The organism is Planctomycetota bacterium (assembly GCA_038746835.1).
Taxonomy (GTDB): Bacteria; Planctomycetota; Phycisphaerae; order Tepidisphaerales; family Tepidisphaeraceae; genus JBCDKH01.
In genome coordinates, this window is record JBCDKH010000059.1 from 1 (window position 1) to 18,072 (window position 18,072).

The 18,072-nt window shown below is 66.1% G+C and carries 20 protein-coding genes; 10 read left to right on the forward strand and 10 right to left on the reverse strand.

Going from position 1 to position 18,072, the window contains the following annotated elements:
- The 4 genes from AAGI46_07875 to AAGI46_07890 all read right to left on the reverse strand — a co-directional run.
- The coding region (locus tag AAGI46_07875; GenBank protein ID MEM1012123.1) for an N-acetylneuraminate synthase family protein at nucleotides 1-1,123 on the reverse strand (1,123 nt) is incomplete at its 3' end.
- Nucleotides 1,124-1,144: 21 nt separating this feature from the next.
- Nucleotides 1,145-1,891, reverse strand: a complete 747-nt coding sequence (locus tag AAGI46_07880; GenBank protein ID MEM1012124.1) for an NTP transferase domain-containing protein — start codon at nucleotides 1,889-1,891, stop codon at nucleotides 1,145-1,147.
- A complete protein-coding gene (locus tag AAGI46_07885; GenBank protein MEM1012125.1) occupies nucleotides 1,888-3,282 on the reverse strand; it encodes a hypothetical protein in 1,395 nt (464 codons plus the stop codon). The genes AAGI46_07880 and AAGI46_07885 overlap by 4 nt, the downstream gene beginning before the upstream one ends.
- A gap of 7 nt (nucleotides 3,283-3,289) precedes the next feature.
- Entirely contained in the window at nucleotides 3,290-3,832 is a 543-nt protein-coding gene (locus AAGI46_07890) for a hypothetical protein (protein MEM1012126.1), read from the reverse strand.
- Nucleotides 3,833-3,952: 120 nt separating this feature from the next.
- Here AAGI46_07890 and AAGI46_07895 point away from each other — a divergent pair, with 120 nt between their 5' ends.
- Nucleotides 3,953-4,150 carry a hypothetical protein gene (locus tag AAGI46_07895; GenBank protein ID MEM1012127.1) on the forward strand — a complete coding sequence of 66 codons (198 nt, stop codon included), beginning with the start codon at nucleotides 3,953-3,955 and terminating at the stop codon, nucleotides 4,148-4,150.
- Between the two features lie 8 nt (nucleotides 4,151-4,158).
- Nucleotides 4,159-6,024, forward strand: coding sequence for an FAD-dependent oxidoreductase (locus AAGI46_07900; protein MEM1012128.1), 1,866 nt, complete (start codon nucleotides 4,159-4,161; stop codon nucleotides 6,022-6,024).
- A gap of 4 nt (nucleotides 6,025-6,028) precedes the next feature.
- Here AAGI46_07900 and AAGI46_07905 read toward each other — a convergent pair whose 3' ends face one another.
- Complete coding sequence (locus tag AAGI46_07905) at nucleotides 6,029-7,129, reverse strand: hypothetical protein (protein ID MEM1012129.1); 1,101 nt, start codon at nucleotides 7,127-7,129, stop codon at nucleotides 6,029-6,031.
- Nucleotides 7,130-7,195: 66 nt separating this feature from the next.
- Here AAGI46_07905 and AAGI46_07910 point away from each other — a divergent pair, with 66 nt between their 5' ends.
- From AAGI46_07910 to AAGI46_07920, 3 genes are all read left to right on the forward strand, one after another.
- Nucleotides 7,196-7,480, forward strand: a complete 285-nt coding sequence (locus AAGI46_07910) for a metalloregulator ArsR/SmtB family transcription factor (GenBank protein ID MEM1012130.1) — start codon at nucleotides 7,196-7,198, stop codon at nucleotides 7,478-7,480.
- Between the two features lie 96 nt (nucleotides 7,481-7,576).
- Nucleotides 7,577-8,323: an SDR family oxidoreductase gene (locus tag AAGI46_07915; protein MEM1012131.1), complete on the forward strand. Its 747-nt coding sequence runs from the start codon at nucleotides 7,577-7,579 to the stop codon at nucleotides 8,321-8,323.
- A gap of 9 nt (nucleotides 8,324-8,332) precedes the next feature.
- Nucleotides 8,333-8,980, forward strand: a complete 648-nt coding sequence (locus AAGI46_07920) for an NAD(P)-binding domain-containing protein (GenBank protein ID MEM1012132.1) — start codon at nucleotides 8,333-8,335, stop codon at nucleotides 8,978-8,980.
- A gap of 19 nt (nucleotides 8,981-8,999) precedes the next feature.
- Here the strand turns inward: AAGI46_07920 and AAGI46_07925 are convergent, their stop codons facing one another.
- The 3 genes from AAGI46_07925 to AAGI46_07935 all read right to left on the reverse strand — a co-directional run bounded on the left by AAGI46_07925 (nucleotide 9,000) and on the right by AAGI46_07935 (nucleotide 13,331).
- A complete protein-coding gene (locus tag AAGI46_07925; protein ID MEM1012133.1) occupies nucleotides 9,000-9,854 on the reverse strand; it encodes an alpha/beta hydrolase in 855 nt (284 codons plus the stop codon).
- Between the two features lie 291 nt (nucleotides 9,855-10,145).
- Nucleotides 10,146-11,870: a 30S ribosomal protein S1 gene (locus AAGI46_07930; GenBank protein MEM1012134.1), complete on the reverse strand. Its 1,725-nt coding sequence runs from the start codon at nucleotides 11,868-11,870 to the stop codon at nucleotides 10,146-10,148.
- Nucleotides 11,871-12,200: 330 nt separating this feature from the next.
- Nucleotides 12,201-13,331 carry a glycerate kinase gene (locus AAGI46_07935; protein MEM1012135.1) on the reverse strand — a complete coding sequence of 377 codons (1,131 nt, stop codon included), beginning with the start codon at nucleotides 13,329-13,331 and terminating at the stop codon, nucleotides 12,201-12,203.
- A gap of 104 nt (nucleotides 13,332-13,435) precedes the next feature.
- On the opposite strand from AAGI46_07935, the gene AAGI46_07940 reads away from it, so the two are divergent.
- The 3 genes from AAGI46_07940 to AAGI46_07950 all read left to right on the forward strand — a co-directional run bounded on the left by AAGI46_07940 (nucleotide 13,436) and on the right by AAGI46_07950 (nucleotide 15,881).
- A complete protein-coding gene (locus AAGI46_07940) occupies nucleotides 13,436-14,893 on the forward strand; it encodes a hypothetical protein (protein MEM1012136.1) in 1,458 nt (485 codons plus the stop codon).
- 92 nt (nucleotides 14,894-14,985) lie between these two features.
- On the forward strand, nucleotides 14,986-15,345 hold the full coding sequence (locus AAGI46_07945; GenBank protein MEM1012137.1) for a YbjQ family protein: 360 nt from the start codon (nucleotides 14,986-14,988) through the stop codon (nucleotides 15,343-15,345).
- Nucleotides 15,342-15,881, forward strand: a complete 540-nt coding sequence (locus AAGI46_07950) for a heavy metal-binding domain-containing protein (protein ID MEM1012138.1) — start codon at nucleotides 15,342-15,344, stop codon at nucleotides 15,879-15,881. Before AAGI46_07945 ends, AAGI46_07950 begins: the two co-directional genes overlap by 4 nt.
- 52 nt (nucleotides 15,882-15,933) lie before the next feature.
- Here the strand turns inward: AAGI46_07950 and AAGI46_07955 are convergent, their stop codons facing one another.
- Nucleotides 15,934-16,491, reverse strand: a complete 558-nt coding sequence (locus AAGI46_07955) for a hypothetical protein (GenBank protein ID MEM1012139.1) — start codon at nucleotides 16,489-16,491, stop codon at nucleotides 15,934-15,936.
- A gap of 41 nt (nucleotides 16,492-16,532) precedes the next feature.
- Between AAGI46_07955 and AAGI46_07960 the strand changes: the two genes are divergently transcribed.
- Nucleotides 16,533-17,018, forward strand: a complete 486-nt coding sequence (locus AAGI46_07960) for a DinB family protein (GenBank protein ID MEM1012140.1) — start codon at nucleotides 16,533-16,535, stop codon at nucleotides 17,016-17,018.
- Nucleotides 17,019-17,033: 15 nt separating this feature from the next.
- Entirely contained in the window at nucleotides 17,034-17,624 is a 591-nt protein-coding gene (locus AAGI46_07965; protein MEM1012141.1) for an AAA family ATPase, read from the forward strand.
- Between the two features lie 6 nt (nucleotides 17,625-17,630).
- Here AAGI46_07965 and AAGI46_07970 read toward each other — a convergent pair.
- The coding region (locus AAGI46_07970) for a glycosyltransferase family 1 protein (protein MEM1012142.1) at nucleotides 17,631-18,072 on the reverse strand (442 nt) is incomplete at its 5' end.

The window sequence follows — 18,072 nt, forward strand, 5'->3', positions numbered from 1 at the left end:
ACGCTGCGCGACGCGCGGCTTGGGTGGAGTCGACGTTGAGGTCGGTCCAGTCCAGCATCGAGCCTGCGGGAATGTCGCTCAGGGCGATCATGCCAAGGACGTCTTCGAGCTTGGTCGTCGGGATGCCGGTGCCAGGGCGTTGACAAGTCAGGTCTTCGCGTGTGACGGGGCGACCCGCGTTGATCGTGTTGCGGGCGACGAGCGACTGGCGGCTTTGGATGCGGACGTCCTGCTCGGCCGGGGCGACGTCGCGCGAGGCGGCGCTGGTGCCGACCATCTGCTCGGCCTCGCGCAGCCGGAACGTGTACTCGCGGAACTGACGCGGATCGGCACTTGCGGCGTGATCTGGGCCCTTTGCCGTGCGGTCATGCGTTAGGTGTTTTTCGATGATCGTCGCACGAGCCGCAACGGCCAGCGCACCGGCGGACAGGTTCTGCGTGTGGTCGCTGTAGCCCGCCGGTACCTCGAAGCGTCGGGCGAGCTCGCCGATGCGACCGAGTTCGGCGTCGGCTTCGAGGGTCGGGTAGCTACTCACGCAATGCAGCAGTGCGAACGTTGCGTCTTGGCTGCGCAGATGGTCGACTGCCGTCTCGATCTCGTCCTGTCGGCTGGCACCGGTCGAAACGAGCATCGGCAGCGACAGCTCGGCGGCCGCGTCGATAAGCAGCGGGTTGACCAGGTCCGGCGACGCCAGCTTGATCGCTGGCAGGCCGAAGTCGCGGATGGTTGCGGCGTCTTCCGGCGAGAAGGGCGTCGCCAGGGGCAGCATGCCGGTCTGACGGATCGCCTCGATGACGCGAGCGATCTCGTCTTCGGTGAGTTCGTACCGCTGCAGCAGCTCGACGGGCGAGGCCGCGCCGGTCGTCCGCTGATATGAAGCGAGCCGCGCCTTGGCGTGGACGAGTCGGCTGGCCTTGAACAGCTGCAGCTTGACCGCGTCGGCGCCGGCTTCCCAGGCGGACTCGACGAGCGCGAGCGCCCGATCGAGCCGGCCGTCGTGGTTCACGCCGATCTCGGCAATGACGAGCGTCGGGTGGCCTTGGCCGACCGATCGGCCGTTGATCGTGATCGACGAGGCGTCGTCGACGCGCGTGGAGGCGAGGCGGAGCATTGTGTCTGACATCGGCAACCTCGGCGGTTTGTGTTATGCGGCAAGACGCACGGCCGGCTGGCCAAAGCCCTGTTGTCGCAGGATCGCCTCGGCCAGGGCGAGGTCGCGATCGACGTCGACCTCGACCACGTCGCCCGACGGCACCGTGATGCCGCGGCGGTCGTTGCCGAACATGGCGTGTGGGTCGTCTCGTCGCTCTCGGCCGAGTTCGAGGCTTTGCCGGCTCATGACGAGCCCGCCGCCGTCGTGGAGGAAGAGTGGCTCGAGTTCCTGACGCCTGTGGATGGAGCCTGGCACGCAGGCCTCGACCTTGCCGTCGTCGGCGAGGCGTGCCATCCACGTCGGGTGCCACTTGCCCACCGGCTGAAACGTGCGGATCGAGCAACAGTCGGTGCCGCGAAGCATCTCGACGCAGCGGTCCGTGACGTCCGTCGGTCGGACCGGCACGTTGCCGTACAGCGACGCGATCGCGTCCGCCCGAAAGCTGCCGCGACGTTCGACTTCGTCCAGGGCGTGCAGCAAGGCGTCCTGCACGCTCGCGTCGTCACCGGCGAGATCGGCGGGTCGCTGGATCGTGGTCAGGCCGGCCTCGCGGGCGAGCTGTTTGATCTGCGGGCAATCGGTCGAAACGACGACACGCGTCAGCGAGCGGCTGCGCTTGACGTGCTCGAACGTGTAGCTGATGAGCGGCCGACCTAGCAGCGGGCGAAGGTGCTTGTTTGCCAGGCCCTTGCTGCCGGCGCGGGCGAGGATGACTCCGAGGGTCGAGAACGGCTTCATGCGGCTTGTTTGGCTGGGGTGACGACGCGTCCCATCGTGGGTCGCTCGGTGCGGTTCAATGGGGCGGCGGCCAGGCCGAGCACATCGTCGGCGGGCGAGAGGTTCAGGGCGTCTGGTCCACGCACGACGGCCGAGCCGGCGGCGCGGAGCCACTGGTCGTACCACGCCTCCATCTCCGCGACGTTTGCCGCAAGCTTGACGAAGGTCGGCACGACGATCGGCCCGCCGTCGGCGCGATTGCGACCGGCAGCGAGCAGCTTGGCGACGTTCGTCAACGCGGCGGTCAGGGCGTTCGTGCCCATCACGGCCTCGTACGTCTTGGCCGTCATCGCCGGCAGGTGGACGGAGACGACGTCGACGTCGAGCAGCGTGGTGAGCGTCGCGTCGTCGCAGAGCAGGTCGGTCTCGACGTGGACAGAGGTCGCCCCGGCGTCGCGAAGCTTCGCGACGGCAGCGGGGAAGTCGGGATGGAGCTGCGGATCGCCCGCGTTGCCGAGCGTGACGCGACAGCCCGCGACGTCCGGCAGGTCGGTGAGATCGACGTCGATATCGCCCTGCGCTGCGATCCAGATTGGCGTGGTCGATCGACGCGTCGTCAGCTCGATCGTCACGTCCTGCCGGGCGGGTGGCGGACTGTGGACCAGCGCTTCGAGATCACTTGGCACGCCGGCATCGAGCCAGGCGATGCGGTCGGGCGTGTCGATGCGGAAGTCGCCCATCGCGTGCGTCAGCCACGGCGGCCCGTTGCGGGCGGCACGCAGGCCGATCGGGTCGAGCCGCGGGGCGTCGGGTTCGTAGTTCAGCACGCGACCCGGGTGCCGTCGTCGCGGCTCGGTCTCAAGGGCGAGGCGGTCGACGTGTTCGCGTGTGACGACCAGCCCGACCAGGCCGGGCGGTGCAGGCGTGAAGAAGACGGGCTCGTTCGAGTCCAGCTGCTCGAACGCATGGCCGACCAGCTGGTCGGTCAGGTCGATGTCGAGCAACGCGAATGTCGGATCAACCGCGTAGACGAGTGCGGCCTCCGTCGCTTCTGCAATCTGGCGTGCGGCGTCGGCGTGCCAGCCGGGGTCGGCCGGGCAGGTCGACAGAAGACCTGATCGCCAGCCGTCCGCCCAACGCTGCGCGCGGTCGACCAGCGACACCGCCGGGTCGACCGTTCGTGGGCCGACCGGGACGACGCTCGCTCCGCCGGCGACGAGCGTGGCGGCCTGTTCCTGCTGTTCGTTCCAGCAGAGCACGACAATCGCGTCGATCGTCCGGCACTGCGTCAGTCGGCCGACCGTTCGCCCGAGGACTGGTGGAGCCTCGTCATCAGCGAGAAGCGACGCCACCGCGACGGCCGGGCCGGCGTTCGTGGCGTCGGGTTGAGGGGGCTCAGACGGAGCGGACACCTACTCGTTATCGGACAGGCCGACCTGCCGCCCGCAGTGCCCGCCGGAAACGTGGATCGTTCCGCACCTGCCACGGAACCCACCGCACTTGCTCGAGGTAGATCCGGCCGGCGATCTGGAGGTCGTCCCACGCCGCGGCGAATTCTGCCTCGCGGTGCAGCGCTGCCTCGATCAGGGCGGTTCGCTGGATGCGAATATCGAGGATCTTCTGCGACAGCGGCCCGGTCACGTCCTTAGGCGGAATGCCGTAGCGGTACTTGTGGTAGATCGCCTGAAGCTCTTCCTTAAGCCGCTGTTCTTCGGCGAGCAGGCGTCGGTAGCGGGTCTCCTCGCGCACCTCGGTCGTCGCGGCGGTGCGAAGCGCGTCGTACTGCTGACGAGCCTTGGCGATGGCTTCCTTGGCCTGTTCGAGCTTGGCCGTGTCGACGACCTCGTCGATGATCTGCCGCCGCAGCTGGTCGAGCCGCTTGTTCTCCTGCTCCACGTTGCCCGACGCCGGGAGGGCGAGCGCGGTGACGGCGATGGCCGAGATGATGAGGAGGCGTCGCATAGCGAAGGGCTACGGGGTTTTTCGACCGGCCGGAGCGCTGGCTTCAGTCGCCCGGTTGCAGAGGCAGCGCCAGTGTATCGGACATTCGCAGCCATCCAAGATCGACTACCGTGTGCGGCCTTGGACCGCACGCCCGTCGATCCCTTCAACAGTCCGGCCCGGTGGGCGCGACGTCTGGCCTTTCCGCTGGCCGCGACGGCCATCGTGCTGGCGATCAAGGCGTTGCAAACCGAGGGCATTGCGTGGCCCTGGTGGCTCGCCGCGACGGCGGCCGCGGCGGGTGGCGTCGTGATGCTCCGCATCGCCCGGCGGGAATAAGCTATTCCGTGGCGAGTTACGACGTCCTGATCATCGGTGGGGGCCACGCCGGCGCGGAGGCGGCGTGGGCGGCGTCCAAGTTGGTCGGACGCGTCGCGATGATCACGCTCGACCCAGCGAAGATCGGGCAGATGTCGTGCAATCCGGCCATCGGCGGGTCGGCCAAGGGGCAGATCGTCCGTGAAGTCGACGCCATGGGCGGCCTGATGGGGCTGGCCGCCGATGCCAGCGGCATCCAGTTCCGCATCCTCAACCGCAGCAAGGGCCCGGCCGTCCACGGGCCGCGGGCGCAGTGCGACAAGTACCGCTACGCCGCCGCGGTCCAAGAGCTGCTTGCGGGCGTGGCGAACCTCGACATCGTGGCCGGCGAGGTCGCGTCGCTCGACGTTCGCGACAACCGCTGCCACGGCGTCACGCTCGCGGATGGTCGAACTCTCTCCGCGGAAGCCGTTGTCGTGACGACGGGCACGTTCATGCGGGGGTTGATGCACACTGGCGAGCAGAAGACCGCCGGCGGCCGCGCGGGCGAAGCCGCCAGCACCGGCCTTTCCGCTGAGCTGCGTCGCCTCGGCTTCGACCTCGGCCGCCTCAAGACCGGCACACCGCCACGGCTTCGAGCCGGCAGCATCGATTGGTCGCGACTCGAAGAACAGCAGGGCGACGAGGTGCCGAGGGCGTTCAGCTATCTCGAAGAGTACAGAAAGCTTGAAGATGGAAGCTTGAAGCTTGAAGCCACGGAGTCTGGTACTTCAACCTTCAAGCTTCTTCCTTCAAGCTTTCCGGCTTTGACTCAGGTTCCCTGCCACGTCACCCACACCACCCCCGCCGCCCATGCGGCGATCAACGCCAACCTCCACCGCGCTCCGATGTTCTCGGGCGAGATCGAGGGCGTCGGGCCGCGGTATTGCCCGAGCATTGAGGACAAGGTGGTGCGGTTCGCCGACAAACAACAGCACCAGATCTTCCTCGAGCCCGAGTCGCTCGACACGGACGAGGTCTACTGCAACGGCATCAGCACGTCCCTCCCGGCCGATGCTCAGCGGGCGATGCTCGACCACATCCCGGGCCTCGAGAAGGCGGAGGTCATCCGCTGGGGCTACGCGGTCGAGTACGACATGGTCTGGCCGACGCAGATCACCGCGACGCTGGAAACCAAGAAAGTTCGCGGCCTGTTCCTCGCTGGTCAGATCAACGGCACCAGCGGCTACGAAGAAGCCGCCGCCCAGGGCCTCGTCGCCGGCATCAACGCCGCCCGCTACGCCGCGACGCAGGTCGCCGATTTCGTCCTCGGCCGCGACCAGGCGTACGTCGGCGTGCTGTGCGACGACCTCGTCACCAAGCCGCCCACCGAGCCGTATCGAATGTTTACCAGCCGGGCCGAGCACCGACTCAGCCTGCGGAGTGACAACGCCGACGAACGCCTGACGCCCCTCGCCCGTGACCTCGGCCTCGTCGACGACGTCCGCTGGCACGGCTTCACCACACGCCGAGCCGCCCTGGAAGCCGCGACCGCCTGGGCCAAGTCGACGCGCATCGACGGCCACCTCGTCTTCGACCTGATTCGCCGGCCCGCGTCGTCGATTTACGACTACGACCCGACGCTGCCTGTCGACATCGCCGAACGCGTCGAGACGGACGCCCGGTACGAGGGCTACCTGAAGCGGCAGGGCCGACAGCTCAAGGAGATGGCCCGCCTCGAACACAAGGCGATCCCTCGCGAGCTCGACTACACCACCATCTCCGGCCTCCGCAACGAGGCCCGCGAGAAGCTGACGCTCTTCACGCCCCGCAACCTCGGCCAAGCCCTCCGCATCAGCGGCATCACGCCGGCGGACGTGACGCTGCTCAGCGTGCATCTCGCCCGGCGGCGATGAACGGCTACGGCAATTTGTAAAGGTCGAGCCTCCTTGTCAGCAATCGATCGCCGAAGGGCGAGATCCAAAGCACGCTGCCACCATCGGCGAGCCCGAAGCGTGTCCTCTCGCCGTCTCGTACGCGTTCAAGCGTGTCGTGCGAAGTAAAAAAGCTCCCCGCCCCGGGCGCCTGCTGAACCAGCACGTATCTGTAGAGCCCCTGCAAGCTTGCCGCTAACAGAAACGCGGCGTCGACGGTGCGAATGGTCCTGCCGTCGTACAGCAGAACTTGCCGCACGAGCGACTCATCGTTCGAGGCATCCGGCACGAGCGCGATCCTGCTACGGCTCGAGACGATCAGGCCGATTTGCCACGCCGAGAGCGGACTCGTCCAATGAATTTTCGCTGTCGTCAGATCGATGAGCGCAAGTGAAGAGGTCGGTTCGACGTCCATCGAGATCGGCGTCTGTTCGCGATACGACGATTCGACCGCGTCGCCGTAGGTCTGGCCCGCGACGAACGAACGTCGCACGACGGCCGAGCCTGCCGTGAAGGCGACTTCCATCGCTGCGGGATCTTCGATCGGCTCGTGAAGGATTCCGTGTCTGTCACGATGGCATAGCACGAACGCATCAAACCCTTCAAAGATGTTCTTGCCCGTCGTCTCGTCTACTTTGAACCGGTAACCGCCAAAAGATGCCGAGACGCTTCCTTCTTCACAGAACGCGATTACGTCCGGTGGGCCCGGAAAGCCGAATGGAACGACCTCGTCGGTGCTCTTGAGCCACGACCAGATTGTGACGCCGCCTTCCAGGTTCGCAATCGCAAGGCGATTGTCATCGCCGAAGTCGAGCGGGCCGGTTCGGTCGTACGTCACGGAGCGGGGCGAGACACCCAGCCGCTGAGCGAGCAGATCTCCGGTCTCAGCGTCCCACACCGCTACGTGACCATCCGTGCCGAGAGCAGCCACGAAGCGCCCGTCGTCGGAGAACACGCCGAACTTCGGGGCAGCCTGCAAGAACGCGACCGTCCTCTGCAGCCGAACCTCCGGCTCCAGAACGCGAACACCGCAGCCGCCGGCGAAGCCGCACAGGACCACCAGCCCGACGACAAGGACCCGCCGCATTCCGAAGAATACGACAGACCGACCGCCGCCGTAGGGTGTAGATTCAGCCCGGCCTGAACGACAACCATGCCCGCCGATCACGATCTCATTTCGAAAGCCCTGGCCGATCCGCAGCGGTTTGCGATCTTCGAGTTCGTCTGCACCGAGGCCGAAGGGGAAGCGGAAGTCGGCTGCAAGGCGATCGTTGCACGCTTTCCGGTGAGCCAGGCGACCATCAGTCACCACCTCAAGGAACTCGTCGCGGCCGGTCTGATCGAGGGGCGGAAGGAAGGGCAGTGCCTGATGCTCAAGCCGAAGCGGCAGCAGCTCGACGCGTACGTGGGACGCTTACAGAAGCTCGTGCAGGCCTGATCGACGCCGAATCCGGCGGTGTTGGTTGACGTGGACGTGGACCGGTCTTTAGATGCTCATCGAAGTACGGATCCTCTCCCTCTCACCCGCACGACCATGTCCAACCCCTTTCAGCATCTCGATCTCTCTGGCAAGAACGTCCTCATCACCGGCGGCAGCCGGGGCATTGGGGCAGCGTCTGCCGAGCTTCTCACGCAGCGCGGCGCCAAGGTCGCCGTGACATACGGCAAGAGCGCCGACGAGGCGAACAAGCTGGCCGAGAAGATCGGCGGCTTCGCGATTCAGGCCGACGCCGCCGATGCCGACGCGGCCGCCAGCAGCGTCGAGCAGGCCGTCGCCAAGCTCGGCGGAAAGCTCGACATTCTCATCAACAACGCCGGCGTCTTCATGATGGGCCCGGTCGGCGAGTTCGGCCGCGAAGACTTCGATCGCCAGCTCGACGTCAACGTTCGCGGCGTCTGGTTTACGACCAGCGCTGCCATCCCGCACCTCAACGACAATGGCCGGATCATCAACATCGGCTCCGTCGTCGGCGAGCGGATTCCGTTCCCGGGTGCCTCGGCCTACGGCATGACCAAGCACGCTGTTGCTGGGTTCACCAAGGGCTGGGCCCGCGACCTTGCCGGGCGTGGCATCACGACCAACGTCGTCGAGCCGGGTCCGATCGACACCGAGATGAACCCCGCCGACGGCCCGATGGCGGGCGACATGAAGGCCGGCGTGCCACTGAACCGCTACGGCACCGCACACGAGGTTGCCGAGCTGGTCGCCTTCCTTGCTTCACCCGCGGCCGCGTACATCAGCGGCGCTCACATCACGATCGACGGCGGCATGATCGCATAGCGTCGTCGCATGAAGATCGGCTTCGTCGGCTACGGCTCCATGAGCAAGGCACTGGCCCCGCGGTTCAGGACCGCGGGGCATTCTGTGTTTCTGGGCGGGCACAACCCCGACAAGGCCAAGGCGGCGGCGGAAGAGGTCAACGCGGACGGCCACGGCGACACGGCGGCGGCGGTGGCCTTCGGCGAGGTCGTGGTGCTCGGGACGCCACACGACAAGGTGTTCGACGCCATCGATGACGCCGGTGGTCCGTCGACGTTTGCGGGCAGGGTCGTCGTCGACATCAACAACCCCGTCGCCGGCTGGTCGACGGGCGACTTTGCCAACAAGACCTACGACGACGGCAAATCGCTAGCCGAGGCGATCGCGGACAAGCTTCCCGAGGCCGAGGTGTGCAAGGCGTTCAACTGCTGCCAGGCCAAGGTCTGGGAGATGGACCCGCCGATCATCAACGGTCAGCGTCTGGTCACCTTCACCGCCGCCAACGGCGACAAGGCACGCCAGGTCGCGGCTGACCTCGTCAAAGCTGTCGGCAGCGACCACATCGATCTGGGCGATCTGACGAAGTCACGCAATCTCGAAGCGATCGCGTCCGTCGAGATCCAGCTCCTCTTCAGTGGGATGGACCCGCGGTCCGTCATCACGCTGGTCCGGCCGTGACGCCACGGGTGGGTCGTCGCTACTCCGCCTCCTGCGGCACAAGCCAGCCGAGCTCGACGAGGAACGCGTCCATGTCGGCGACCGTTCCGCGGAAGAAGTTGGGCGTGCCCGAGTCGCGATTGAAAAAGCCATGGCCGGCGTTGGGGTAGACGATGAGGCGTGCCTTGATGCCGAGTTCCTGAAGATCCGCGATCATGCGTTCCGCGGTCTCGACGGGAATGAGCCGGTCGTTGTCGCCGAGCAAATGCAGCGTCGGCGGGGTCTCGGTCGACAGGTTGTGCGCGGGCGATGCGTCCTGCCAGCGATCACCGAATCGATTCTGTGACCAGCCTTCGGGGCCGTTGTCGGTGACGGCGTTGAAGAGGATCAGTGCATCGGGTCGAGCTCGGGCGGCATCTTCCGGATTGCCGGCGATGTCTTCGGCCGTCAGTGTCGCCGTTGCAGCGGCAAGGTGTCCGCCAGCCGATCCGCCCGAGGCTGCGATTCGCTCGGGGTCGATGTTGAAGTCGCCGGCGTTGTCCCGGACGTGCCTCATCGCGTCGAAGGCGTCGCGCGTCGCATCCAGAGGCGTCGTACCGTGGGTGTTCTTCAGGCGGTAGCGCACGCTGATGCCCACACCACCCCGGGAGGCGATGTGCTCTGCCTGGCGAAAAAACTGCGTCGGCTCGCCACCGTTCCACCCGCCGCCGTGGAAGAACACGACGGCCGGCCTTGTCGCGTCGTTGCCGTCGGGCTCGAAGACGAAGAGCTCGAGGTCGATGTCGTCGATCGTCTTGTACGTGACGACCTGATCCGGTTCTGGCTGGGCGTTGGCGGTCGGTGCGAGCATTGCGAGGGCAGTCAGTGCAAGAATGAAGCAAAGTTGGTTAATCATTGCACAAGGATAACACGATCGGGGCTTCAGTGCTCCACGAGAAGTGCTTGAAAGCGAGTTCCTGACCGTTTTTCTTCGTCGACCGTCGACGGTTGGCAGTGAGCAAAGCGATCCTTTCTGGTCGGGACTGAGAGGCTCGCTTCGCTCACCGCTAACCGAAGACATGGAAGACGGTCGGTCTTGCGAGCCTCCGCGGACCAGCCCAACCCCGGAAAGCCACGACAAAACGAAAACGACGCCAGCAGGAGAAGCCTGCTGGCGTCGGTGTGTTCGCAGCGATCAGTCCGAGCTTTACTCGAGACCGCCACGCAGGTTCTTGCGCTCGGGACGCTTGGCGCGTTCCTCTTCGCGGGCTTCCTGCTCCTGGGCCCACTGGGCACGCTTGAGCGAGAGGCCGATCTTCCGCTCGTCGGAGTCGACGCGGAGGATCTTGGTCTCAATCTGCTGGCCGGCCTTGAGCTCGTCTTCGGGCTTCTCGACCTTGTGGTCGGCGATTTCCGAGACGTGCAGCAGGCCTTCGAGGCCGTCTTCGAGCTCGACGAAGACGCCGAAGTTGGCGATCTTGGTCACCGTGCCCTGAACAACCATGCCGGGGCGGTAGTTCTCCGGGATGACGTGGAGCCACGGGTCTTCCTGCATCTGCTTGAGACCCAGGGCGATCCGCTGCTTGTCCTGGTCGACGCTGAGGACGACGGACTGGACGTCCTCACCCTTCTTAAGCACTTCGCTCGGGTGGCCGACCTTCTTGGTCCACGAGAGGTCGCTGACGTGCAGCAGGCCGTCGATGCCTTCTTCGATTTCGACGAAGGCGCCGTAGTTGGCGATGTTGCGGACCTTGCCCTCGACGACGGAGCCGGGCGGGTACTTCTCGGCGACGCGGTCCCAGGGATTTTCCTGGACCTGCTTCATGCCGAGGCTGATCTCCTGCTTGTCCTTGTTGATCTCCAGGACCTTGACCAGCACCGAGTCGCCCTGAGCGACGACTTCGCTCGGGTGGTTGATGCGCTTGGTCCAGGACATCTCGGAGATGTGGACCAGTCCCTCGACGCCGTCTTCGAGCTTGCAGAACGCGCCGTACGACATGATGTTGACCACGTTGGCCTCGTGGATCGTGCCGACGGGGTACTTGCTCTCGATGTTCTCCCAGGGCGAGGCGTCCTTCTGCTTGATGCCGAGGGCGATCTTTTCGCGATCGCGATCGATCGACAGGACCTTGACCTCGACCTCGTCCTCGAAGTTGACCATCTCCGAGGGATGGTTGATCCGGCCCCAGGACATGTCGGTGATGTGCAGCAGGCCGTCGATGCCGCCGAGGTCGACGAACGCGCCGAAGTCGGCGATGTTCTTGACCGTGCCGGTGACGATCTGACCCTCTTCGAGCTTCTCGAGGGTCTTCTTCTTGAGCTCTTCGCGCTCCTGCTCGATGAGCTTGCGTCGGCTGATGACGATGTTGCGCCGCTCTTCATCGATCTTGAGGATGACTGCGTCGATGTCGCGGCCGATCCAGTCGGAGATTTCGCCTGGGCGACGGATGTCGACCTGCGAGGCGGGCAGGAAGACCGGAACGCCGATGTCGACGAGCAGGCCGCCCTTGATTTTCTTGGTCGCCTTGCCGCTGACGGGATCGCCCTCGCCCTTGAGCTGGATGATCTTCTCCCAGTTGATGATGCGGTCGGCCTTCCGCTTGGAGATTTTGACCGTGCCGCTGTCGTGGTCGACCTCTTCGAGGAGGACGCGGACGTCGTCGCCCATTTCGGGCGGAGTGTCCCACTCGTTGCGATCGAGGACGCCCTCGCTCTTGAGGCCCAGCTCGATCACGTAGTCCTCGCCGGCATGGCCTGAGACCTTGCCGGTGATGATCGTGTTGGCTCGGAAGTCGTGGACCTCGTCGCCTCGGACGAGATTTTCGAGGTTTTCGGCGGCATCGCCGAGGGCGTCGACCATTGCGACGCCGATTTCGTCCTCGAAACCGTCCAAGTCGGTGTCGAGGTCGTTGAGAAGGTTGAAGTCGACCATGTGTTGGAAGAAGCCCGCGCCAGGAGGCGTCGGGTCCGCGGGTAGGGGCGTTTCCGGTGGAACGCCGCAGGAAAAGGGGTTGTCCGCCAGCAGGCCGGGGCTGAGGCGGTTCCGGCGCACGGGCCGGGGCTCCGATTGAGTTCGGAGCGACGAGAGTCTAGTCGACTGCATCGGCCTCTGCACGACAATCGGCTGCAGTGGCCTGACAGAATCAGACGTTGCCCCCCTCTCTGTCATCCCGAGCGCAGCCGAGGGACCTCGTCTCGTTGTCCAACATCCACGGGCGAGGTCCTTCGACTCGCTGTGCTCGCTCAGGATGACCGATTGGGTTCACGCTCGCCCGATCGCCTCGGCACGGGCGACGAGGCGCGTGACCTGCGAGGCGACGTTCTCAAGCCGTTCCTCGGTGTTCTGCAGCAGCTCGTCCAGCGTGGCCGGGCCGTCGGCGAGGGTGAGGACGGCGTCGAGGCCGATGGTGTCGGCGTCGGAGGAGGCAACCGCGTCGGCGGAACCGACCAGGGCGACCGTCGGCACGTCCGCCTGACGCGCTAGTCGGCCGACGCCGCTGACGACCTTGCCGCGGAACGACTGCGTGTCGAACCGACCCTCGCCCGTGAAGCAAAGCCGCGCGTCCCGAAGCCGGTGGGCGAGCTGCGTCGTCGCAAGGACGGCTTCCACGCCGGGGCGGGCCTCGGCCTTGGCGGCAAGGGAGAGGCCGAACGCCAATCCGCCGGCCGCTCCGTGGAAGGGCTCGTCGCCACAACGGCCCGTCACGTCGATCAGCCGCTCCAGACCATGGGCAAGCTGGGCCATGTCGTCCTGCGTCGCGCCCTTTTGCATCGCGAACGACGGTGCCGCGCCGTTTGGTCCGACCAGCGGGTTGTCGACGTCGCAGAGGCAGGTGATGTGGATGCCGCGACTCAGCACCGGCACGTCGGCTGAGGCGATGCGGACGAGGTCACTCCCGACGACGGGTCGCTGCAATTCGTCCGCGTCGCCGTCGAGCGTGAGTCGCAGGCCAAGGGCTTGGGCGGCACCAAGTCCGCCGTCGCAGGTCGCGCTGCCGCCGAGGCCGACGATGAACTCGCGGCAGCCCAGCTCGGCCGCGTGGGCGACGAGCTCACCCACGCCATAGGTCGTGGTACGCAGCGGATTGCGTCGATCTCGGTCCAGCAGCTCCAGCCCGGCAGCCGTGGCCATGTCGGCGATGGCGACGAGACCACCGTCGACGACGTGGAGCGTGGCGCGAACCGTTGATTCGGGCAAAGGCCCGGTGACCTCGAACTCGTGCCTGAGGGCCGTCTCGTAACCCGCAGCCAGCGCGGCGGCTGTGCCTTCGCCACCGTCGGCCATCGGGCACAGATCGACCTCGGCCTCGGGTAAGACCTGTCGCACACCACGTGCGACAGCCCGACAGGCCTCCGCGGCAGGCAGGGCGTCCTTGAATTTGTCAACCGCCACCACGCACCGCCAAGCTGCCCCACGCGATTCAGGCCCGGGAACACCTAGCATCGCCCGCCACGCTACAAACGCCGGACCACCACCGCCTGCCGACCCGCCATCCGTTGCTCGCGAACGACGCAGAAAAGTCCATCGCCGTCGGGATGTTCCTGGTCGCGTTCGCGGTCACGTCAGCGCTGATGGCGTGGCTCGGGACCGGGTTTCTGGAGGCGGATGGCATCACGCACTTCCTGTACGCCCGCGCTGCGTGGGATTACCCGTGGGTGCTGACCGACGTCTGGGGCCGGCCGATCGTCAAGCTGCTCCACATTTTGCCGGCCGGTGCGAGCGACGTCGGCGTTGCGCTCGTGCTGGTGCGGTGGACGAGTCTGATCGTGGTGCTCGTCGGCGCGGCGCTCGCGTGGGTTGCTGCCAAGCGGACGCCGACGCTGCGGCCTGTGGAGCTGGTCGTGCCCGTGTTGGTACTCGGGTCGCCGTTGGTGTTTCTGCACTCGTTCGCCGTCCTGACGGAGCTGCCGTACGGCGTGCTGATGCTGGTCTGCCTGATCGCGTACCAGCGGAAGTGGTGGTGGCTGCTGGCACTCGTGGGCGGACTGCTCCCAGCGGCAAGGCCAGAGGGGATCGGGTTTGTTCTGATGATCGCGACGGGTCTTCTTTTGCACCGCCGCTGGCTGGAGTTGCCGCTCTTGACGTTCGGAACGCTGTCGTGGGCGACGACGGGCTGGCTCATCGCCAGCGGCGAGGGCGTCTGGCCGATTGCGGCCTTGCAGTGGTTGCGCGACGCCTTTCCGTATTCGGAAGAGAGCGTTTACGACGCCGGGCCGCTGCTGAAGTTCGTCGGCATGCTGCCTGCGGCGACGGGGCCGATGCTGTTCCCGCTGGTATTCGTCGGGGCTTGGGTGTTTTGCCAGTCGTGGCGTGGCTGGCGAACGGATCACGACTCGCGGGTCGGCCTGATCATCGTGGCGGTGCCCGCCATCGTCTTGGTCGTCCACAGCCTGCTCCACTGGACTGGCAAGATGGCCAGCAGCGGCGACGTGCGGTATCTCGTCGCGGTCTGGCCGTTCTGGGGATTGCTCGCCGCGCGGGGGCTCGCATGGCTGGTCGAGCGCGGGACGATTCGTCAGCCGGCGTGGGTGGCGGTCGGACTGGCGGCGGGGCCGATGATCTTGCTGCAGCTGGCCTATCCGATCCTGCCGATCCGCGAGGACGCCGATGCCCAGGCCGCCCGTCGTGTCGCGGCCTGGGTCGCCTCCGACGACGCGGCCGATCTGTTGGCGACGCATCCGGACGTCCGCGTCGATCACCCCGTCTACCGACTCGCTCGGATCACCACGGATGATCACCCATTCAATGGCGGGTCCCAGCAGATGATCGTGCAGCCTCCAACTGGCACGCTCTATCTCTGGCACGAGGTCTACAGCGACTACAACGCCGATGGCCGATTCACAGTTGACGCCACGATGCCCGAGCAGCACGGGTGGTCGGACGTCACCCCCGAAGGGTTTCCAGAAGCGTGGCGCGTGTTTACATCACCGGAGCCGGTTGTCGTTTTGGAGTGACGCGGAGCTCCGCGACCTCTTTGAAGAGAGGTTCGTTGCACTCACCGCTAACCGAGGGCGGACGGGTCTTCGATCGCACCTAACGTCGTCGCGTGACCGAGCAGCAGCCCGCGTATCCGCAGGTCGTTTTGACCAATACCGAGTCGCTTCCCGGGTATCGCATCAAGCACATCCTCGGGCTCGTCCAGGGCAACACCGTCCGCGCCAAACACTTCGGGCGAGACTTCGCGGCAGGGCTCAAGAACCTCGTCGGCGGTGAGCTGTCGGGTTACACCGAGTTGCTCATCGAAAGCCGGCAGCAGGCGACGCAGCGGATGGTCCACCAGGCGACGCAGCTCGGTGCCAATGCCGTCATCAACGTCCGGTTCAGCACCAGCGCCGTCACCGGCGGGGCGGCAGAGCTGTACGCGTACGGCACCGCGGTCGTCATCGAGGCCGAGGGCACGGCATGAGCTGGATGTCGATCCTGCTCGGCTTCTGGTGGCTGCTTTTGCCGATCGCATTGCTCGCGGTGGGTGCGTTGGGCCTGATCATCGATTCGGAGCACCGCAAGAGCCTCAAGTACCGACGGGCCGAGGTTGGCCATGTACTCGTCACGGACCTGCGGCAGCTTCCGGGCATGGATGTGTCGGCCGGGACGCAGATCGTCTCGGGCGAAGTCGTCCTCGCGGCCAACCGCCTGATCTCGACCCTGGCCCGGTTCAAGCTCTTCTTCGGCGGCGAGGTCAAGACGTTCCACGAGACCGCCACGCGCGCTCGGCAGGAGGCGATGATCCGGCTGATGGAGCAGGCCGCCAGCCTCGGCTACGACGCCGTGGGCAACGTTCGTGTCGAGCCCGTTGACCTGGCCGGCGTGACGACGCGCGATCGCAACCAGCAGGGCAAAGGCGTCTCCGTCGCCATCATCGCCTACGGCATGGCCTATCGCCGCACCGCCGACTTCCCCACCCCCGCTGCCGCACCGACGGTCATGGGCTACCTCACCTGAGCGCGATCAAGGTTGCTTCACGAGGCGGTGCGACTTCAGTCGCACTGTCCGCTCATGAATCGCGACGAAGAAACGTCGTCGCGACCTCTTCGTCCGCGCAGCGCCACCAAACCTGCCCGTGATGATGCAGCAACGCGTAGGCCTTCACGCCGGGAAGCATCAGCGTGAAGTCCGTCTTCCACAGCCGAGGCAGCAGGACCTCGGCGAGTTCGAACACGGCGCGTGCGTCCGGCAGCACAACGGCGTCCGCAACCGTGCGGCCTGCGAGTTCGTCTGGAAACAGATCGGCCGTCGATCGGCCATCACTTGTCGAGCCGTGATCCAGCTCCGCCGCCCAGTGGTGGACCGGCATCAGCCACGTCGGCTGCGTCGTCAGCCACTCCACTGCCCCAGCGAGAAAAGCGGGCAACTCGTCGACGTCGAGGCGCCGCACCCGATCGGCAAACGCCGGGCGAACCGTCACGTCATCGCCCGTGATCCAGCCGGCGACATGCCATGCCTCGCCGACTGGGGCGAAAGAGCCACCGTTGGGGTAGACGCATTCAAGGCCGAGCGACTCGGCTTCTTCCAAGACGGATCGATAGGGGACGATGTCAAACGGAGGTGCCACGGACAGTTGCGTTTTTAGATGATCATCATAATATGCAGTTCATGACCACAAAAGAGGCCATTCTCGCGGGGCTGCGTAGCTCGGGACGCCTGGTCGCGATGTTCACCGGCGACCTTACGAGCGAGCAACTTCACCATCGTCCTGTGCCCGATGCGAATGCCGGTGCCTGGATCATTGGGCATCTCGTTCTGAGCGAGCGATCCGCTCTTCGACTTCTCGGAGCGACCGATCTTCCCGAACTCGAAGACGGGTTCGAGCAGATGTTCGCTCGCAATGAGACCGCCCCTGCCGCACAGGACTTTGGTGATGCGACGCGACTGCCGGCGATGTTCGACACGCATCGGCAGCTGTTGCTCGAGGCGATCGAAAAAGCTGACGAATCGGTGTTCGATCAGCCGTTGCCGGATTCCAGTCCGATCGCTGACACGATCGGCGAGTTGCTGGTCTTTTTCGTGGTCCACGTCTCGACGCACGTCGGTCACTTCAGCACGATTCGCCGAAGCCTCGGCATGCCGCCGCTGATCTAGCTACGGTCGCGGCGGATGCGGATCGTGCTTACCGGTGGCCCCGGCGCGGGCAAGTCGACGGCCGTGCGACGCCTCGTCGAAGACGACGCCTTTGCAAACTGGCGACGCGACCTCGGCGGCGTGGCGGCGGTGACGGAGTCGGCCACCGAGGTCTACGGCCGACGTGGACTTCGCTGGGATCGCATCGACGAGGAGACGCGGCGCGACGTGCAACGCGAGATCTACCGGCGTCAGCTGCAGGCTGAGGCGGAGGCACCGACGGATGTTGGCGTCGTGTTGCTCGATCGCGGCACCATCGACGGCAGCGCGTACTGGCCGGATGGGCCCGAGGCCTACTGGCGCGACGTCGGCTCCGCGCCCGAGGTCGAAGCGAAGCGATACGACGCCGTGCTGCTGCTTCAATCCTCCGCTGCCGTCGGTGCGTACGACGGCGAATCGACCAATGCCGTCCGCTTCGAGTCGGCGGCTGGCGCGCTCGAAAGCGACCAGACGCTGCACCGGCTGTGGTCGGTCCATCCACGCCTCATTCCCGTGGCGGCCACGCTCGACTTCGAGTCGAAGCTAGGTGCGATCGCGACGACGATTCGCGAGCTGATCGGAGCCTGACCCGACTCACGACGCGAGATTCCCGATCGCTTCCAACATCGGCGGCAGGACGCGGTCGGCGGCGAGGTGTTCGCGAGCGAAGTCGTACGCCGCCTCGCGGTGCCGGCCGTAGTCGGCGAGGATGGCATCCAGTTTCGCCGCGGCCTCGTCTTCGGTGTCGAACGCCAGGCAACCGGCGTCGCTCGGCAGCGTCTTGGTCCAGCCCGTGTCCTGCACGACGGCCGGCCTGCCAGCGGCGAGGTAGCACGCGGTCCGACAGCTGAACCAGCCGGTCCTCATCGCGGCGTACACGTTCTTCGCCACGCTCCACTCGCCCGCGCTGCAGGTGATGTAGTCGCGATAGCCGTCGGGCATGACGCTGACCGGCAGGCCACGCACGTATCGCCAGCCGCCGTCGCGGAACGTGTTGTCGTCGTACCGATCGCTGCCGACGGCGAGCTCGATGCTC